Origin of the sequence: Hymenobacter plasmatis (genome assembly GCF_020711255.1) — a bacterium.
Lineage (GTDB): Bacteria > Bacteroidota > Bacteroidia > Cytophagales > Hymenobacteraceae > Hymenobacter.
The window spans coordinates 1-16,900 of the sequence record NZ_JAJFAW010000018.1 but is presented as its reverse complement, the minus strand read 5'-3'; the positions used below and the strand labels follow the sequence as shown (position 1 = coordinate 16,900).

15 protein-coding genes are annotated in these 16,900 nt (G+C 61.3%); 9 read left to right on the top strand and 6 right to left on the bottom strand.

Annotation, left to right across the window (positions count from 1 at the left end; genetic code table 11):
• Positions 1–82 precede the first annotated feature (82 nt).
• The gene (gene thrA, locus LJ738_RS13675; RefSeq protein WP_227786975.1) at positions 83–2,527 is read right to left on the bottom strand and encodes a bifunctional aspartate kinase/homoserine dehydrogenase I; all 2,445 of its coding nucleotides are present in this window, start codon (positions 2,525–2,527) and stop codon (positions 83–85) included.
• Positions 2,528–2,640: 113 nt separating this feature from the next.
• Between thrA and prfA the strand changes: the two genes are divergently transcribed.
• Positions 2,641–3,714 carry a peptide chain release factor 1 gene (prfA, locus tag LJ738_RS13670; RefSeq protein WP_068189992.1) on the top strand — a complete coding sequence of 358 codons (1,074 nt, stop codon included), beginning with the start codon at positions 2,641–2,643 and terminating at the stop codon, positions 3,712–3,714.
• 166 nt (positions 3,715–3,880) lie between these two features.
• Positions 3,881–5,425: a hypothetical protein gene (locus tag LJ738_RS13665; protein ID WP_227786973.1), complete on the top strand. Its 1,545-nt coding sequence runs from the start codon at positions 3,881–3,883 to the stop codon at positions 5,423–5,425.
• Between the two features lie 7 nt (positions 5,426–5,432).
• On the opposite strand, the gene LJ738_RS13660 is transcribed toward LJ738_RS13665, so the two are convergent.
• Both LJ738_RS13660 and gpmI read right to left on the bottom strand, forming a co-directional pair.
• Positions 5,433–6,017, bottom strand: a complete 585-nt coding sequence (locus LJ738_RS13660) for a hypothetical protein (protein ID WP_227786971.1) — start codon at positions 6,015–6,017, stop codon at positions 5,433–5,435.
• Positions 6,018–6,021: 4 nt separating this feature from the next.
• Positions 6,022–7,572 carry a 2,3-bisphosphoglycerate-independent phosphoglycerate mutase gene (gene gpmI, locus LJ738_RS13655; protein ID WP_227786969.1) on the bottom strand — a complete coding sequence of 517 codons (1,551 nt, stop codon included), beginning with the start codon at positions 7,570–7,572 and terminating at the stop codon, positions 6,022–6,024.
• Positions 7,573–7,742: 170 nt separating this feature from the next.
• Between gpmI and LJ738_RS13650 the strand changes: the two genes are divergently transcribed.
• The 5 genes from LJ738_RS13650 to LJ738_RS13630 all read left to right on the top strand — a co-directional run bounded on the left by LJ738_RS13650 (position 7,743) and on the right by LJ738_RS13630 (position 11,493).
• Positions 7,743–8,144 carry a DUF4783 domain-containing protein gene (locus LJ738_RS13650; protein ID WP_227786967.1) on the top strand — a complete coding sequence of 134 codons (402 nt, stop codon included), beginning with the start codon at positions 7,743–7,745 and terminating at the stop codon, positions 8,142–8,144.
• A gap of 373 nt (positions 8,145–8,517) precedes the next feature.
• Positions 8,518–9,384 (top strand): carboxylating nicotinate-nucleotide diphosphorylase, encoded by an 867-nt coding sequence (gene nadC / locus LJ738_RS13645; protein ID WP_227786965.1) that lies wholly within the window; start codon positions 8,518–8,520, stop codon positions 9,382–9,384.
• Positions 9,385–9,470: 86 nt separating this feature from the next.
• Positions 9,471–10,094, top strand: a complete 624-nt coding sequence (locus LJ738_RS13640; RefSeq protein ID WP_227786963.1) for a hypothetical protein — start codon at positions 9,471–9,473, stop codon at positions 10,092–10,094.
• A gap of 82 nt (positions 10,095–10,176) precedes the next feature.
• Positions 10,177–10,542, top strand: coding sequence for a hypothetical protein (locus tag LJ738_RS13635; protein WP_227786961.1), 366 nt, complete (start codon positions 10,177–10,179; stop codon positions 10,540–10,542).
• Between the two features lie 201 nt (positions 10,543–10,743).
• Positions 10,744–11,493, top strand: a complete 750-nt coding sequence (locus LJ738_RS13630) for a ZIP family metal transporter (RefSeq protein WP_227786960.1) — start codon at positions 10,744–10,746, stop codon at positions 11,491–11,493.
• A gap of 34 nt (positions 11,494–11,527) precedes the next feature.
• Here LJ738_RS13630 and LJ738_RS13625 read toward each other — a convergent pair whose 3' ends face one another.
• Positions 11,528–11,851 carry a chaperone modulator CbpM gene (locus LJ738_RS13625; protein ID WP_227786958.1) on the bottom strand — a complete coding sequence of 108 codons (324 nt, stop codon included), beginning with the start codon at positions 11,849–11,851 and terminating at the stop codon, positions 11,528–11,530.
• An 18-nt stretch (positions 11,852–11,869) separates the two neighbouring features.
• On the bottom strand, positions 11,870–12,814 hold the full coding sequence (locus LJ738_RS13620) for a DnaJ C-terminal domain-containing protein (RefSeq protein WP_227787067.1): 945 nt from the start codon (positions 12,812–12,814) through the stop codon (positions 11,870–11,872).
• Positions 12,815–13,256: 442 nt separating this feature from the next.
• On the opposite strand from LJ738_RS13620, the gene LJ738_RS13615 reads away from it, so the two are divergent.
• Both LJ738_RS13615 and LJ738_RS13610 read left to right on the top strand, forming a co-directional pair.
• The gene (locus tag LJ738_RS13615; protein ID WP_227786956.1) at positions 13,257–13,775 is read left to right on the top strand and encodes a DUF6799 domain-containing protein; all 519 of its coding nucleotides are present in this window, start codon (positions 13,257–13,259) and stop codon (positions 13,773–13,775) included.
• A 135-nt stretch (positions 13,776–13,910) separates the two neighbouring features.
• Positions 13,911–15,278, top strand: coding sequence for a lysophospholipid acyltransferase family protein (locus LJ738_RS13610; RefSeq protein ID WP_227786955.1), 1,368 nt, complete (start codon positions 13,911–13,913; stop codon positions 15,276–15,278).
• Between the two features lie 88 nt (positions 15,279–15,366).
• Here LJ738_RS13610 and chrA read toward each other — a convergent pair whose 3' ends face one another.
• On the bottom strand, positions 15,367–16,659 hold the full coding sequence (chrA, locus tag LJ738_RS13605) for a chromate efflux transporter (RefSeq protein ID WP_410779921.1): 1,293 nt from the start codon (positions 16,657–16,659) through the stop codon (positions 15,367–15,369).
• Positions 16,660–16,900 lie beyond the last annotated feature (241 nt).

Genomic DNA, 16,900 nt, shown 5'->3' with positions numbered 1-16,900 from the left:
ATTTTCAGTAAACAATTAACAGTTGTCAGTTACCAGTGAGCAGTATGCATTGTTAACTGCTCACTGATAATTGTTCACTGATTTACACCCGCGCAGCGCGGACAATGTCGGCGAATACGCCCGAGGCGGTGACTTCGGCGCCGGCGCCAGCGCCTTTCACCACGAGCGGCTGCTCCACGTACCGGTCGGTGTAGAAGAGGACCACGTTGTCTTTGCCGCGCAGGTCGTACAAATCGTGGCCCGGCGCTACCTGCTGCAGGCCCACGGCGGCGTGCCCGTCAGAATAGCGCGCCACAAATTTCAGGCGCTTTCCCGCCGCGGTGGCCTCGTCGTATAGCGCCCGGAAGTGGGCTTCGTGCGCGGCCATCTGGGTATAGAAGGCTTCCACGTCGCCGTCGAGGCAGGCCGGGGGCAGAAAGGTGTCGATTTCGATGTCGCTCATTTCCATCACTTCCCCGGCTTCGCGGGCCAGAATCAGGATTTTGCGGGCCACATCGCTGCCGCTCAGGTCGAGGCGCGGGTCGGGCTCGGTGTAGCCTTCGGTCTGGGCCTGGCGCACCACCTCGGCGAAGGGCCGGGTGCCGTCGTAGTTATTAAAGACGAAGTTGAGCGTGCCCGAGAGCACGGCCTGCATGCGCCGCACCACGTCGCCGCTGCGCGTGAGGTCGTTGAGGGTGCCGATGATGGGCAGGGCGGCGCCCACGTTGGTTTCAAACAGGAAGCTGGCGTTGAACTCCGTCGACAGGCTTTTGAGGCGCGCGTAGTGGGCGTAGTCTGAAGAGCAGGCCACCTTGTTGCAGGCCACCACGGCGATGCTTTTTTCCAGCAGGTGGGCGTAGCAGTTGGCCGCGGCGGGGTTGGCCGTCACGTCCACGAAGATGGAATTGCGCAGGTTGCGGCTGATGATGAGCTGGGTAAACTCTTCCAGGCTCTGCGGCGGGGCGTCGGCCAGCTCGGCGGGCCAGGCAGTCAGGTCCAGCCCCTGCTCGTTCACGATGCAGTGGCGGCTGCTGGCAATGGCCACCACCCGCACCTGCAAGCCCAGCTTTTCGAGCAAGTGCTGCTGCTGATGTGCCAGCTGCTCGAGAAGCTTGCTGCCCACGTTGCCGGGGCCCAGAATAAAGAGGTTGACCTGCTTGTAGGTGGCTTCAAAAAAGGCCTCGTGGAGCACGTTAATGGCCTTGCGCACGTCGGCGGCCCGAATCACGGTCGAAATATTCTTCTCCGAAGCGCCCTGGGCAATGGCCCGGATGTTCACGCCGTTCTGGCCCAGGGCCCCAAACAGCTTGCCGCTGATGCCGGGGTGGTCCTTCATGTTTTCGCCCACCAGTGCCACAATGGCCAGCTCCCGCTCGGGACGCAGCGGCTCGATGCGGCCCGCCGCAATTTCTACCGCAAACTCCTCATCCACGGCTACCTGGGCCGTGGCCGTGTCGGCTTCGTTTACCCCCACGCAAATGGAGTGCTCCGACGAGCTCTGGGTGATGAGTACCACGTTGATGCGCTCGCGGGCCAGGGCCGCAAACAGCCGCATCGAAAAGCCGGGAATGCCCACCATGCCGCTGCCTTCCAGGTTGAGCAGCGTGAGGTTGCCGATGCTAGAAATGCCCTGCACCACGGCCGCCGTGCGGGGCGGCTTCACCTCCACCAGCGTGCCGTAGTCTGCCGGCGCGAAGGTATTTTTTATCCAGAGCGGAATGCCGCGCCGCATCACGGGCTGAATGGTGGGCGGGTAGAGCACCTTGGCGCCAAAGTGCGACAGCTCCATGGCCTCCTGGTACGAAATGCGGTCGATAGGCCGCGCGCCGCGCACTAGGCGCGGGTCGGCGGTCATCATGCCGCTCACGTCGGTCCAGATTTCCAGCACGTCGGCGTTGAGCGCGGCGGCCAGCAGGGCGGCAGTGTAGTCGGAGCCGCCCCGGCCCAACGTCGTGGTCACGCCGTACCCATCGGACCCGATGAACCCTGGCACCACCCACACTTTGCCTGGGTTTTTGGCCCGGAACGCGGCTACCTGCTGCTCGGTGGCCGCCGTATTCACCTCGGCGGTGCCGAAGCGGGAATTGGTGCGAATCAGCTGCCGGGCGTCGGCCCACACGGCGTCCAGGCCTTGGGATTTGGCCGCGGCCGCTACCAGCCGCGACGACAGCAGCTCGCCGTAGCTCATGAGCTTATCCAGCGTGCGGGCCGACAATTCGCCCAAGGCAAAAATGCCGTCGCAAAACCGCCGCAGCTCCACAAATTGCACGGTAATGGCATCGGCCTCGGACTTTTGCACGCCGCCATCCAGCAGCGCCTGGGCCGCCGCTATGTGGCGGTGCTGCAGCTGGTTGAGGGCTTCGCTATAAGCGGGGTCGGCGGAGGCCGCGGCCCGGCCGGCGCCAATCAGCGCATCGGTGGTGCCGCCCAGCGCGGATACCACCATTACCACTTCTCCCTGGCCCGCAGCCGTGGCTACGATGGCAATCGATTTTCGAATATTTTCGGCGGAGGCAACGGAGGTACCCCCGAATTTTAACACTTGCATAAACTCGGACTTCAGGGCAGATGTTAGGTAATGGTTCTGAAGGAACGTCCAGGCCAAACGGCGGTGTTTGAATTCAGTACCTTTGCAAACTACAGACTAATTACCGAACACCGATGCTTGATAAACTAGAAGCCATCAGCCAGCGCTACAATAATGTAAACGAGGAACTGATGCAGCCCGACGTCATGTCGGACCTGAAGCGCTATAAAGCGCTCAACAAAGAATATAAAGAACTGGGGAAAATTGTAACTGAATATCGCAATTACCAGGGCGTGCTCAGCAACATCGAAAATGCCCGCCAGGTAATCTCGACCGAAAAGGACGAGGACTTCCGCCAGATGGCCAAGGACGAGCTCGACGAGCTGCTGCCCGAGCAGGAGCGCCTCGAAGACGTTATTAAAGACCTGCTGCTGCCCAAGGACCCCAACGACTCGAAAGATGTCATCATGGAAATCCGGGCCGGCGCGGGCGGCGACGAAGCCGCCATTTTTGCCGGCGACCTGCAGCGCATGTACATGCGCTTCGCCGAAAAGCAGAACTGGAAAATGGAGCTGATTGACGCCATGGAAGGCACGGCCGGCGGCTACAAAGAAATCATCGTGGCCGTGCGCGGCGAAGACGTGTACGGCAAGCTTAAGTTTGAGAGCGGCGTGCACCGCGTGCAGCGCGTGCCGGCCACCGAAACCCAGGGCCGCATCCACACCAGCGTGGCATCCATTGTGGTTATTCCGGAAGTGGAGGAATTCGACGTGGAGCTGAACATGAGCGACATCCGCAAGGATTATTTCTGCTCCAGCGGCCCCGGCGGCCAGTCGGTAAACACGACGTATTCGGCCGTGCGCCTCACCCACTTGCCCTCTGGCCTCGTGGCCCAGTGCCAGGACCAGAAGTCGCAGCTCAAGAACTTCGACAAGGCACTGGCCGTGCTGCGCTCCCGCGTGTACGACATGGAATTGGCCAAGAAGAACGAAGCCGACGGCCTCGTGCGCAAAAGCATGATTGGCGGCGGCGACCGCTCGGATAAAATCCGCACCTACAACTACCCCCAGGGCCGCGTGACCGACCACCGCATCGGCTACACGGTGTATAACCTGTCCAGCGTCATGGAAGGCAACATCGACGACTTTGTGGAGCAGCTCCGCATTGCCGAAAGCGCCGAGCGCCTGCAGGAAGGCGTAACGAAGTAATAGCCGAACAAAAATATCCCCTCCGTAGACCGGAGGGGATATTTTTGCTCAAGAAAAATTGAGCTAAATGGCTTGTGGAACGCTGTCCAACGGGCGGTTCCAGCCGGCAATACTTTTCCAGCTGACTTGCCGTTACTTGCGCTCCCCTTCGGTTCTACGCTCCTTCATGCGCCACCTCTTCCCGCTATTTATTGTTCTGAGCTGCCTGCTCGCTTTCCTGCCTGGCTGCGAGCCGAAAGAAGACCTGGTGCAAACCTCCGGCAGCCTCGAGTTCAGGTCGGAATTCCGGACGGACACGGTCCTGTTTGATACGGTGTTTACGACCATCAAAACGGTGACGAAACGCTTGTGGGTTTACAACCGCAACGGCGGCGCGGTGAAGACGGACATTAACCTGGCTGGCATCGCGGGCACGGCGTTTTCGGTGGTTATCAACGGTGATGCCCGCCCCTCGGCGCAGGGCGTGACCATCCGGGGCAAAGACAGCCTGCTGGTGCTGGTGCGGGCCGTAGTGGGCGACAACGGCCAAGCCACTTCGCCCAAGCAGTTCCTCGTCACCGACGAGCTGCGCTTCCGCACCAACGGCACTGACCAGAACGTGAAGCTGGTGGCCTACGGCCAGAACGCCTACTTCCACCGCGCCGACATCATCCGCACGAACACGACCTGGGCCACCGACAAGCCCCACGTCATCATCAACAGCCCCTACGTGAGCCAGGGCAAAACCTATACCGTGGGCGTGGTGGTGGCACAGGGCGTTACGCTGCGCATTCCCAAGGGCGCCCGCATCTACTCGCACGCCGGTGCCTATCTGCAAGTCGATGGCACCTTGCTGGTAAATGACTTAACCGAGCCCGCGGCCTTTGTACCCACCGACACGGTGAAGGCCACCAACGCCAACATCGTGCGCTTCCAGGCCGACCGGCTCGAGCCGTACTACGCCGAGGCCCCGGGCCAGTGGGGCGGCATCGTGTTCACCGAAACCAGCAAGAACAACCGCATTCGCTACGCGGAAATCAAAAATGCCACTTTCGGCGCCCTGCTCATCAGCCCGGAAAGCATTACCCTGCCCCACCCGAGCCTGACCATTGAGAATTCGGTTATCCGCAACATTTCCGGCGCCAAGCTTTCCTTCGCCAACACCACGGCCGCTTCCGGGGGCGGCATCATCAGCTACTCGGGCAGCGTGACGGCCAACAACTGCCTGTTTACCAACTGCGGCGAGTTTGCCGTGCTGGGCGTGGGCGGCGGGGTGTATAACCTCAACTTCTGCACCATCGCCAACTACTCGCCGGCCTTCCTGCGTGAAACGGCCTCGCTCACGTTCAGTAACGAAAGTCCTTACAACCCCCAGGTAAAGCTGCCACTCACGCTGAACCTGCAGAATTCCATCGTCTGGGGCTCGTTTGAAGACGAGCTGCAGGTAATAAACTACGCCGACTACGCCACCACGCTCAGCATCCGCAACTCGCTGCTGCGCACCAAGCTCTACGCCACCACGCCCAGCGTCGTTGGCACCGCCGGAGTCAACCTGCTCAACGTGGACCCAGCCTTCAAACGCACCTCCTTTGTCGACCCGGATTATACCCTGCAGGATAAATCGCCGGCTACTACGCCCCGGCGCACACCAGTAGCCCCGGTGCTCGCCAAGGATTTGCGCAACCTGCCGCGCCCCAGCCAGCCCAGCTTGGGCGCCTATGAGCACAAATAGCTGCGGCTTATTCTACTTGCCCCGCCGCGGCGTAGCGCAGCGTGTCGAACAGCACCAGCTTCTGGGTTCCCACCACTTCGTAATGGCGTAGCTGCCCGTTTTGCAGCTGGAAGCGCAGCTGCTTCTGGGCCGAAAACAGCGGGTTGTTTTGGACAATAGTAGCGGATACTTCCTGAGCTACGGCCCCTTGCTGCACCACCGTTAGCCGGGCCACCGGAGCGTTGGGCTGGCCGGGCAGGCGGGTATAGGTGCGGCGCAGCAGCCCACCGGGCAGCGCCACCGAATCCACGGCGTAGGCGCCGCGCAGGGCCGCTTTGTTGATGTCTGCCTGAAAGAAAATCTGCAGCTCATCGGCCCACTTTACGGCGGGCACGCGCACGGTTTCGGGGGCGTTGCCGCGCAGGCTCACGCGCTTGGTGACGGCTGCCCGGCGCCGGGCCAGCTGCTCCACCTGCTGCGTGAGCAGGCCTTTTACATCAAAGTAGAGCGGGCGGCGGGCGGCCGGTGCCGCGGGACTGGCGTCGCCGCAGCCGCCCAGCAGCAAGGCGCTGGCCACCCACGCCCACCACGAAGCCCGATGCAGCGGAGCCATGCGATTACGCATTCGGCGCAGGCGCAACACTGGGCCGCAACAGGCTCTGGCCGGTCATTTCCAGCGGCTGCGGCACGCCCATCAGCTCCAGGATTGTTGGCGCGAGGTCGCCCAGTTTGCCGTTGGCCAGAGTGCCCACGTAGTCGTTATCGGCCAGGATGCAGGGCACCAGGTTGGTGGTGTGGGCCGTGTTGGGCGAGCCATCGGCGTTACGCATGAACTCGGCGTTGCCGTGGTCGGCGATGATGATGCAGGCATAGCCGGCGGCCAGGGCCGTTTCCACCACCACGCGGCAGCAGGCGTCGGTCGTTTCCACGGCTTTCACCACTGCCTCAAACACGCCGGTGTGTCCTACCATGTCGGGGTTGGCGAAGTTCAGCACCACAAAGTCAGCCGCCTTGGCTTGCAGCTCCGGCACCAAGGCCTCCACCAAGTCGCGGGCACTCATTTCGGGCTGCAGGTCGTAGGTCGCTACTTTGGGCGAGGCCCGGAGGATGCGCGTTTCGCCTTCAAACGTGTTTTCGCGGCCGCCCGAAAAGAAGAACGTGACGTGCGGGTACTTCTCGGTTTCGGCAATGCGAATCTGGGTTTTGCCGTGCGCCGCCAGCACTTCCCCCAGCGTATTGTTGAGGTTGTCTTTCTCGAAAATGGGCGTCACGCCCGCAAAGGTGTCGTCGTAGTTCGTCAGCGTCAGGTAATGCAGGTTCAGCCGCTTCATCTGGAACGCGTGCATGTCGTGCTGGGTCAGCACCTCCGTGATTTCGCGGCCGCGGTCGGTGCGGAAGTTAAAGCACAGCACCACGTCGCCTTCCTGAATGGTGGCCAGCGGCTGCCCGTCGGCGCCCACCTTCACGATGGGCTTCAGGAATTCGTCGGTAATGTCTTCGCGGTACTGCTCCTGAATGGTTTGAATCAGGTTTTGCGATGGGGTACCGATGCCGTTCACCAGCAGGTCGTACGCCACCTTCACCCGCTCCCAGCGCTGGTCGCGGTCCATGGCATAATAGCGGCCCACCACCGAGGCGATTTTGGCGCCGCTGCGTTCCAGGGACTGTTCCAGCTCGTTCACGAAGCGCACCCCGCTCTTGGGGTCGGTGTCGCGGCCGTCGGTGAAAGCGTGCACAAATACGCGCCGCACGCCCGCTTCGTGGGCAATGGTGCAGAGGGCTTTTACGTGGTCGATGTGCGAATGCACGCCGCCATCGGACAGCAAGCCAATCAGGTGCAGCGGCTTGTCGTTGGCAATGGCGTACTCAAACGCCTTCACCAGCGCCGGCATTTGGCCCAATTTCCGCTCGCGAATGGATTTGCCGATGCGCACCAGCTCCTGGTTGACCACGCGGCCGGCCCCAATGTTCATGTGGCCGACTTCCGAGTTGCCCATCTGGCCCTCGGGCAGCCCCACGGCCTCGCCGGAGGCCTGCAAGGTGCTGTGCGGATACCGCTGCAACAGCTCATTGTAGAACGGCGTATTAGCCGCGTCCACGGCCGACACCGCCGAATTCTGGGGAATTCCCCACCCATCCAGAATCACCAATAAAACCTGCTTATTCATGGCACAAAGATACGGCCGACCTGCCTATGGGTTGGGATTATCTACCTTCGTGGCTGCTTTAACTTTCCTTTCTTTTTGCACGGGTTTATTGGCCGGCAAACAGCCCTTTTACTTCCTGGCACCATTTTAGCTTTTAATCTGACGCGGATGACGCATTTATACCTGTACTAATGAAACGCTATTTTTTTAGGACTCTATTCTTTGGTTGGCTCTTTCTGTTCGGCGCCGTAGCGGCCCACGCGCAGGCCGATAACCTCGGAGCGGTGCGCGCGGCCATGCGCAATGGCTCGTCCCGTGAACTATCACAGTACCTCGCCCCTACCGTTGAGGTTGGCTTCGACGGCGACAAACAAGGCTACAACTCCACCCAGGCGGAGATTGTCATCAAGGACTTCTTTGCGAAGAACACCCCCAGCAGCTTCGAGTTTATTCACCAAGGCGAAAGCAAAGAGGGCATTCAATACGCCATTGGCCGCTATATCGGCCGCAACGGTACGTATCGCGTGTTCGTGAAGCTCAAGCCCTCCCGTGGCGCCCCGCTGATTGATACGCTGGACTTTACCAAAGAATAACCTTCCTCATTAAGCATACAGAGCCCCGACCTTTTCAGGCCGGGGCTTTTTTGTGAGCAGCTAAATTGGGCTAAAGGGAACAAGACTTTAGCTCAACTCCAGAAGCACTCCCAGCGCTTCTCTAGCTCATTTAGTTATCCAATCGCCTGTCATGCTGACGAAGGAAGCATCTTATCACCGCAGAACGACTTGTTCAAACGTGATAAGATGCTTCCTTCGTCAGCATGACAGACGATTAGCAGGCGGACGATTAGCATGACAAACGATTAGCAGGCTGCGCGCTTCACACAGCCTTCTCGTTGCTCAGCACATGGTTTAAAACAGCCTGAAATCCACGTTTTATTCGCAAAGACAAGGGCCGTACCTTTGTCCTGTGCAAACCCCTACTGCTTCCTATCTCACGCCCGAAGCCCTGACCAACTTCATTCGCACGGCTTTGGCCGAGGATGTGGGCGACGGGGACCATTCGGCCCTTTCTTCCATTCCGGCCGACGCCCGCAACCGGGCCCACCTGCTGGTGAAGGGCGAAGGCATACTGGCCGGCATGGCGCTGGCGCCCCTCATTTTTGAAGAAGTGGACCCGGCCCTCACCATGACGGCGCTCCTGGCCGACGGCACGCCCGTGAAGCACGGCGACATCGCCTTCACCGTGGAAGGCCCCGCCCGCAGCATCCTTACGGCCGAACGCCTGGTGCTCAACTGCATGCAGCGCATGAGCGGCATTGCCACCTATACGGCCCACCTGAACACGCTACTGGCCGGCACCAAGGCCAAGCTGCTCGACACCCGCAAAACCACCCCCAACTTCCGCATTTGCGAGAAGTGGGCCGTGCTCATCGGCGGCGGTGTAAACCACCGCTACGGGCTCTTCGACATGATTATCCTGAAGGACAACCACGTCGATTATGCTGGTGGCATTGCCCAGGCCATTGCCGCTACCCACGCCTACCTAGGCAAAATCGGCCGGCAACTGCCCATCGAAATTGAAACCCGCTCCCTCGAAGAAGTGGAGCAGGCCGTGGACGCGGGCGGCATCGACCGCATCATGCTCGACAATATGAGCCCCGAGCTGCTACGCGAAGCCGTGGCCCTCATCGGCGGCCGCTTCCCCACCGAGGCCAGCGGCGGCATTACCGAGCAAACAATTGCCGAAGTCGCCAGCACCGGCGTCGATTACATATCGGTAGGCGCCCTTACCCATTCCGTGAAAAGCCTGGACTTGAGCTTGAAAGCATACTAATTGGTGATTGTTTTGGAGCTGAATGTTGTTCCGTTTGGGGCCAGCCATTACTCCTCCGCAATCAGCTACTAACTTAATTATCACTAATGAACCAACCCAACCAACGTGGTGGAGGCGGCGGCTTCCGCCAGGCACAGCAAGCGTCGCCGCTGGCCATTCGCACCAAGAAAACCCAGTTTGACACCAACACCTACACCCGCCTGGCCATGGCCGAAGTGTGGAAAAAGGATTGGGTGTACGCCTTGATTCCGTTTGCCATTGGGCTGCTGCCGGCCATTTTTGTGCATTCGTGGTGGTGGCTGGCCCTGGCGCTGGTGCTCACGCTGCTGTTTGTGCTGTTCCGCTCGGCCCAGGTCACGGGCGTGACGCAGATGGAGCAGAGCAAGCCGTTGTTTGAGCGCATGAACTTTGAGATGGACCAGAAGCAGCTGTTGCTGCGCGTGGGCCCCGAAAAAGCCATGCAGCTGACCTGGGACATGGTGGGCCGCGCCCGCCGCGATGCCGACGCCTACCTGCTGTACCTCAAGCCCGGCACGCCACCCGAGGGCCTGGCGCCCTGGCGCCTGTGGCTGGCGCGCACGTTCGACGTGCCCGTGTTTTTACATTTGCCCCTGCGCATCTTCAATTCGCCCAACGACGTGAAGTTGTTTGAGGCCCTGCTGCGCCGCAAGAACCTGCTGCCGGCCGATGCCACGGCCACAACCGTTTAAGGTTCAGCCTCGTTTTGCAACCAGTAGCAACCCGGCGCTTGCCGCTTTTCTCTGAACTTCATACCCTGCTAATTTTTCTCCGATGAAATTGACCCACACCTTGTTGCTGGCCGTAGCCACCGCCTCCCTGGCCCTGACCTCCTGCAGCAGCGAGCCCTCCGACTGGCGCGACGACGACAAAGTTTCCTCCGACCTGGTTGCGCCCGGCACCCGCCCTACCGACAATTTCGACCAGAATACAGCCTACGCCCCCAACCAGGCCAAAGGCGGTGCCATCACCAAGCCCATCAGCTCGTCGGCCGACCTGGACCAGCGCCCGGCTCCTTCGGCAAAGTCGGCCATGACGGCCAACGCGGAGGAAGGCCTGCGCAAGCGCGGCCTGCTGCACGACGCCGGCAAGTCGACCCAGGAAGACACCGCCGCCAGTGGCCATCAGATACAGCGCTAGGGCTTCGGCCGCGTTGTAATAACTAGTTGGGTGGCAGCTTTGCCCGCCGGCCGGCGGTCGCAAAGCTGCCGCTTTGCGTCTGCTGGGAGCTGGCATTTTTCCTTTGAATGAAGAACGAGGAATGAGGAATGAGGAATTGGCCGGTGCGGCCCAACGCCTTTATTCCTCATTCTTCATTCTTCATTCCTCATTCTGTTTTGCATGGGGTTTGCTATTTTTTTGCTGCTGCTCACGGTGCTGGGCGCGGGCGCGGCGGCGGCATGGGTGCCGGTGGCACGGGGCAGCCAGTGGCTGAAGCCACTGCTGGCCTTTAGCGGCGCGTACCTCTTTACGCTGACGGTCACGCACATTTTGCCCGAAGCCCTGCAACTGCTACCGGCCCACCCGGAACGGGTGGGGTACTGGGTGCTGGCCGGTTTTTTTGGGCAGCTGCTGCTCGAAGTGCTTTCGCAGGGCGTGGAGCATGGGCACGTACACCACGAGGCGGCCCACGGCCCCCACGACCCTGCCGGCCGGGTGCCATTCCTGCTGCTGGCCGCGCTGGTAGTGCACTCTTTTTTAGAAGGCAGCATCCTGGTGCGCACTCCGGAAGTGGGGCAAATGAGCCAGAACTTCTACGCCATTGTGGTGGGCGTGGCCCTGCACCACATGCCGGCCGCCTTTGCACTAGCCACGCTGCTTAGGCTGCGGCTGGGCGCCTTCCGGCGGGTGTGGCCGTGGCTGCTGGTGTTTGCACTGGCCTCGCCGGTTGGCATTGTGTTCAGCAATTACGTGGTGCTGTCGGAACTGCTTCGCGGGGGCTTGTACGCAGCACTACTAGGGCTGGTGGCCGGCAATTTCCTGCACGTTTCCACCACCATCCTGTTCGAAACCAGCCCAGAGCATCGGCTCAACTGGCCCAAGCTGAGCGCTACCATGGGCGGGCTGTTGCTGGCCCTGGCCGTGGCGTAGCTTCAAAAAGCTGGTTGGTTTTCAGAAGGCAGCGCTAGCCTTCCAGTAGCGGCCCGGCCCCGCGCACGAAGTTTTCCAGTTGGCGGGCGCGGGCAGTTTCGTACTCCAGCCGGGCCTGGAGCCGCACCAGCCGCTGCCGCATGGTCAGCACGATGTCGAGCGCCTCCGGGGAGAGGCCCAGCTCGTAGTGCAGGCGGGCCAAGCGAGGCAAGTCGTCGGGCTCATCTACGATGATGGTTTCGGGAGTGGAGGCCAAACGCAGCAAACCGGCTTGCAAAAACTCCTGCAAATCGGCCGGGCCCAGGCCGTAGCGCGTCGAGCATTCCTGAAAAGTGAGGGTGAGGAGGTGCGTTTCCATAGCAACGAAACATAGGGGTTAGTCTTCGGGCCGGAGGGCAGCCAGCTGCTGTATCAACTCTTTTTCCTGCGGCGTCAGGTGCTGGGGCAGTGTCAGGTTCAGGCGCAGGTACAAGTCGCCGAACTGGCCCTGGTGCTTATAAACGGGGAAGCCCTTGCCGCGCAGGCGTAGGCGGGTGCCATTCTGGGTTTCGGGCTTGAGCTTGATTTTGACGGGCCCGCTGAGCGTCTCGACGGTTTGCTCGCCACCGAGCAGGGCCTTATAGATGCTTACGGGTACGTCCTGGGTCAGGTCGTCGCCGGTGCGGGCGTAACGGGCATCGGGCTTGATGCGGAACGTGATGAGCAGCGAGCCGTTGGGCCCGCCGTTGCGGCCGGGCCCGCCTTGGTCGCGCAGCCGGATGGTTTGGCCATCGGCCACTCCGGGCTGAATGTTGAGCCGCAGGTTTTTGCCGTTCACCGTGATGGTGCGCGGCCCGCCGTGGTAAGCTTCCTCCAGGGTCAGCTCCAGCTCGGCCTGGTAGTCGGCGCCGGCTCCGGGGCGGCTACCGCCGCCTCCGGCCCGGCGCCCGCCCCCGCCCATGCCGCCAAACAGCGAGCTAAAGAAGTCGGAAAAGTCTTCGTCCTCGCCAAACTGGCCGCCTTGGCCAAAGCCCCCGCCGCCCTGCGTGTACTGGCTCCAGTCGAAACCACCGCCGGGCTGGCCGCCGCGGCCCGCGCCACTCGGCTGCTGCTGGTAGCGCTGCCAGTCGGCCCCAAACTGGTCGTACTTTTTTCGTTTTTCCGGGTCGCTGAGGACCTCGTTCGCTTCGTTTATCTCCTTGAATTTTTGCTCCGCGCCCTTATCGTTCGGGTTCACATCGGGGTGATGCTGCCGGGCCAACTTGCGGTAAGCCTTTTTGATTTGCTCAGCTGTGGCCGTTTTTTCTACACCCAGCGCTTTGTAATAGTCTTTGTAATCCATCTTGTTGGTGAGCGATGAGGTGACGGGGTCATATGCACACGAGGTACTCGCCCCAATGGTGGCCGATAGCGCAACTTCCACCGATGGGCGGCCATATCGGCGGCAGCCTAGCGGTTTTTGGTCCGCGTTCCAGCTCAACCAACGGCCGATTCACTTCGCGGCGGAAGCAACACCGAGCGGCAGCGGGTGGGATTGAGGTATCCAGGTTGCTCATATTAACCAACCGAAAAAGCAGTTGCCACCATTACCAGGCGAACCTACCCCGGTGAAATTGATTGAACGAATGCGGCCCCTGAAAGTTAATAGGCCAGCTTGGGCAAAATTGGCCTTGCTTTTGCACTAATACATTGTTGGCGGGTCCAGTGCTAGCACAAAGTATTGTATATTGCGCTATTAACCCACTCAACCTTTATTTCTTTTTTTTCTGCCTCAACTCTTCCTTATGAATTCTCGCTTCCTCATTAATAGCATTCTACTGGTGGCGCTGCTGGCCGGCACCGCCGCCCAGGCCCAAACCCGCGTACCCCCACGCCGCCCCGGCAGCGTGGCCCCCAAGCCCCGCGTGACGGCTAATGCCGGCGTGGGCCTCAAAGATGGCCTGACCATGCAAAAAGGACGGGTCGTGCTCACCGAGTTGGGCATTACCAACCCCCTCACGGCCGACAAGAAGCTGATTAATGGCACTGTCATTACCCCCGCTGGCCTGGTGACCGCCACCGACGGCACCACGACCCAAATGAACGAGGGCGACATGGTATCGCTCACCGGCCGCGTTACCACCCGCGCGTCGATTGTTGAGGCCGACAGCCTGCTCAAAATCAAGACGTTTGACCTGAGATACCCCGGCAAGCGCAAGAAAATGGAAGAAGAAAAGGAGCGCAAGGACAAGGCCAAGGCCAAGCTGGCGGAGGAGAAAGCCAAAGCGGCCGAAAAGCGGGCCAAAGCAAAAGCCAAGCGCTAAACCGGCTCCGCACTGCCCAAGTGTATTAGTCGCCGCCATGCCTTCGGGCAGGGCGGCGATTTTTTTTGCACTTACCGGAGCACGCTGGTGCACCGGCGGCGCCCCTACCTTAGCGGTTCTAACCCCTTTTGGCCCATGCTCTTTTATACCGTTATCAAGCCAGTGGTGCAGGTGGCCCTGCGGGTATTTTTCCGGCACATCGAGGTACGGCACCGGGACCGGCTGAATCTGCCCGGGCCGCTGCTGTTTGCCGGCAACCACCCCAACACCCTGATGGACCCGCTGCTGACCGCCATCCAGTGCCGGCAGCCAGTGGCCTTTCTGGCCAAAAGCACGTTTTTCCAGAATCCCATTTTGCGGGCCATCATGGAATCGGGCAACTCCATTCCCATCTACCGGCGGCACGACGCCGAGGTGGGCGGCGCCCCGGCTACGGCCGAGCAGGTAGCGGCCCAAAACGAAGCCAGCTTCGGCCGCTGCTATGATTATCTGAGCGGGGGCGGCACCATCATGATTTTTCCGGAGGGCTCCAGCGTGAGCGAACGCCGGCTACGCCCCCTCAAAACCGGCGCCGCTCGCATTGCCCTGGGCGCCGAGGCCCGGCATCACTTCAAGCTGGGGCTGAGGGTAGTGCCCATTGCCATCAATTACTTCGACCCCTCGCGCTTTCGGTCCGACGTGCTGCTCAACGTGGCCACGCCCATTGTGGTGGCCGACTACGCCGAACTCTACGCCCAGGACCCCGAAGCGGCTGCCGACCAGCTCACCGATGCGATACGCGAAGCGCTGGAGCGGCGCCTGGTCATCACACGGGACGCGGCCGAAGATGTCTTTGTGCAGCAGGTGGAGCGAACGTTTGGCGACCACCTCAACCCGAACGATGACGCTTCTACCCTCTACGACAACTTCCAGCTGAGCCAGACGCTGTTGCAAGCCCTGGCCTGGTTTGAGCAGCACGCACCTTCCCGGCTGGTGTCCATGCGCCTGCAGTTCCAATCGTACCTGGAAAACCTGCGCCGCTACCGCCTCACCGACGATGCCCTCGAAAGCCAGCAGCGGGGCACCGTGGTGGGCCTGCTCAACCTGGTGTTTGGCGCACCCGTGTGGCTGTATGGCGTGCTGAACAACTACCTGCCCTACATTCTGCCCTCCATGGTAGCCCAACGCGCGACCAAAGACGTGGAGTTTGTGGCTCCCATCATGCTGGTGATGGGCATGCTAACGTTTCCCCTGGCGTACACCCTGCAAGCGGCCGCCGTGCAGCACTGGCTCACCCACGACTGGCGCCTGACGGCCCTCTACGTGCTGAGCCTGCCCCTTAGCGGCTTCTACGCCCTGAGCTATTGGGAAACGCTGACGGCCCGCCTGGACCGGCTTCGCGCCTTGCGCCTGTTCCGCAGCGCCCCGGCCGTGGGCAAAGAGCTGCTGAGCCAGCGGGCCACCCTGGTGGAGCAGTTGGAAGAAGCGCGGGAAGCTTATTTAGCACGCGTAGCTAAGCAATAAGAACCGGCCTGCCATGGACTGTTACGGGTGTTAGCTCAACTTTAATTTCAAGCAAAAACGGCCCAATAACTTTGGCTCAACCAACGATTTAGCTCAACATGGCGCCGGCCAATAAGGCGGCCGCGATGATGGCGACGCTCGGCACTTTTTCCCAGAGCAGCAGCAGGAAGGTGGTGCCCACCAGCAGCGGGTTCACGGGCAGGGTATTGATGGGGCCCAGGTGGAACGGCAAGGCAATCATTGTGTCGGGCAGCGGGTGATACAGCAGGAAGGTGGCCGCGCACACCAGCCCGGCACTCACGGCATTAATGCCTTCCAGCGAAGCCTGCACCACGCGGTATTGCCGTAGCCGGTCCCAGAACCGAATCACGAAGAAGATGAGGAATGTGCCCGGCAAAAAGATGCCCGCCGTGCCCACCAGCGCGCCCATCACCTGCATGCCAGCCCCGCCCGCGGGCCGCATGGCCAGCGCGCCGATGTAGGCGGCTATCGAAAAGTTTGGGCCCGGCATGGCCTGCACCAGCCCCAGCCCCGACAGGAATTCCGGGCCCGTGAGGTAGTGCTTAAACTCCACAAACTCCGCGTACAGCAGCGGCGCCAGCACCTGCCCGCCCCCAAATACCAAGGAGCCGTTGCGGTAAAAGTTCTCGAAGAGCCGCACCGGCAACAGCCGGGTGTAATGGCCCAGCACGGCCGCCCCCACCAGAATGCCCAGCCAAAGCAGGAAGTTGGCCCACTCCACCCGCAGCGGCTTTTTCTCCTGAATGATGGCGTGCTTGCGGTAGCGCACCGTGGTTACGGCGCCGCCGGCTAGCAGCAGCAGCGGCAGCATCCACGGCAGCTGGAAAAAGTAGGCCAGCATGGCCGAAGCCACCATCAGGGCCACCGCCATTTTGGTATGGATGACTTTTTCGGCGATGCGGTAGGCGGAGAACGCCACAAAGCCCACCGCCACGGGCTGCACAAACTGCACCAGCGCCGCGACCCGGGCGGGGTCGAGGTGGCTGAGGGTGAGGCCGGCCAGCGTCATCAGGGTCACGGCGGGCGTCACCCAGACCAGCAGGGTGAGGTAGGCCAGGTTGGGCCCGCCGAGCCGGAAGCCAATGACGGTGATGGTTTGGGTCGAGGTGGGCCCAGGCAGCAGCGCGCACAGTGCCTGCAATTCCAGCAGTTCGGCCGCACTCAGGTAGCGGCGCTTGTCTACCAGCAGCCGGAACATCATAGCCAGGTGCGCCTGCGGCCCCCCAAAAGCCGTGAAAGCCAGCGCGGCCACGTCCTTCAGAAAAATAATGCCCCGCACCCGCCGGGTGCGCTTGCCCGAGCGCCGCGGGGGCGGCGTGAGCGAAACGGGGGTAGGTGGCGTGGTGGGGTGGGGTTGCACGGGGAAGAACAGCTGCCTGATACCGAAGGTAAGGCAAATGCGGAAGTCAGTAGACGAGGCACAGTGCACATTTACACCGCCTCTTAGCCAACCAACGGCTCAATTAAGTCTCTTTGAGCAATGGCTAAACGGGACCAGGGCCGGGTTGAGCTAAAGTGCCATGCTGTCTCGTCCGGCTATAGCTATACAGGTGGGGGTGATAATCCGGCCTGCGCTTTACAGGCCGGGTTGGTAATCCGGA

Excerpts from the sequence above, each read along its gene's own strand:
- thrA (WP_227786975.1), bottom strand. The coding sequence starts at position 2,527 with ATGCAAGTGTTAAAATTCGGGGGTACCTCCGTTGCCTCCGCCGAAAAT.
- prfA (WP_068189992.1), top strand. The coding sequence starts at position 2,641 with ATGCTTGATAAACTAGAAGCCATCAGCCAGCGCTACAATAATGTAAAC.
- LJ738_RS13665 (WP_227786973.1), top strand. The coding sequence starts at position 3,881 with ATGCGCCACCTCTTCCCGCTATTTATTGTTCTGAGCTGCCTGCTCGCT.
- LJ738_RS13660 (WP_227786971.1), bottom strand. The coding sequence starts at position 6,017 with ATGGCTCCGCTGCATCGGGCTTCGTGGTGGGCGTGGGTGGCCAGCGCC.
- gpmI (WP_227786969.1), bottom strand. The coding sequence starts at position 7,572 with ATGAATAAGCAGGTTTTATTGGTGATTCTGGATGGGTGGGGAATTCCC.
- LJ738_RS13650 (WP_227786967.1), top strand. The coding sequence starts at position 7,743 with ATGAAACGCTATTTTTTTAGGACTCTATTCTTTGGTTGGCTCTTTCTG.
- LJ738_RS13640 (WP_227786963.1), top strand. The coding sequence starts at position 9,471 with ATGAACCAACCCAACCAACGTGGTGGAGGCGGCGGCTTCCGCCAGGCA.
- LJ738_RS13635 (WP_227786961.1), top strand. The coding sequence starts at position 10,177 with ATGAAATTGACCCACACCTTGTTGCTGGCCGTAGCCACCGCCTCCCTG.
- LJ738_RS13630 (WP_227786960.1), top strand. The coding sequence starts at position 10,744 with ATGGGGTTTGCTATTTTTTTGCTGCTGCTCACGGTGCTGGGCGCGGGC.
- LJ738_RS13625 (WP_227786958.1), bottom strand. The coding sequence starts at position 11,851 with ATGGAAACGCACCTCCTCACCCTCACTTTTCAGGAATGCTCGACGCGC.
- LJ738_RS13620 (WP_227787067.1), bottom strand. The coding sequence starts at position 12,814 with ATGGATTACAAAGACTATTACAAAGCGCTGGGTGTAGAAAAAACGGCC.
- LJ738_RS13615 (WP_227786956.1), top strand. The coding sequence starts at position 13,257 with ATGAATTCTCGCTTCCTCATTAATAGCATTCTACTGGTGGCGCTGCTG.
- LJ738_RS13610 (WP_227786955.1), top strand. The coding sequence starts at position 13,911 with ATGCTCTTTTATACCGTTATCAAGCCAGTGGTGCAGGTGGCCCTGCGG.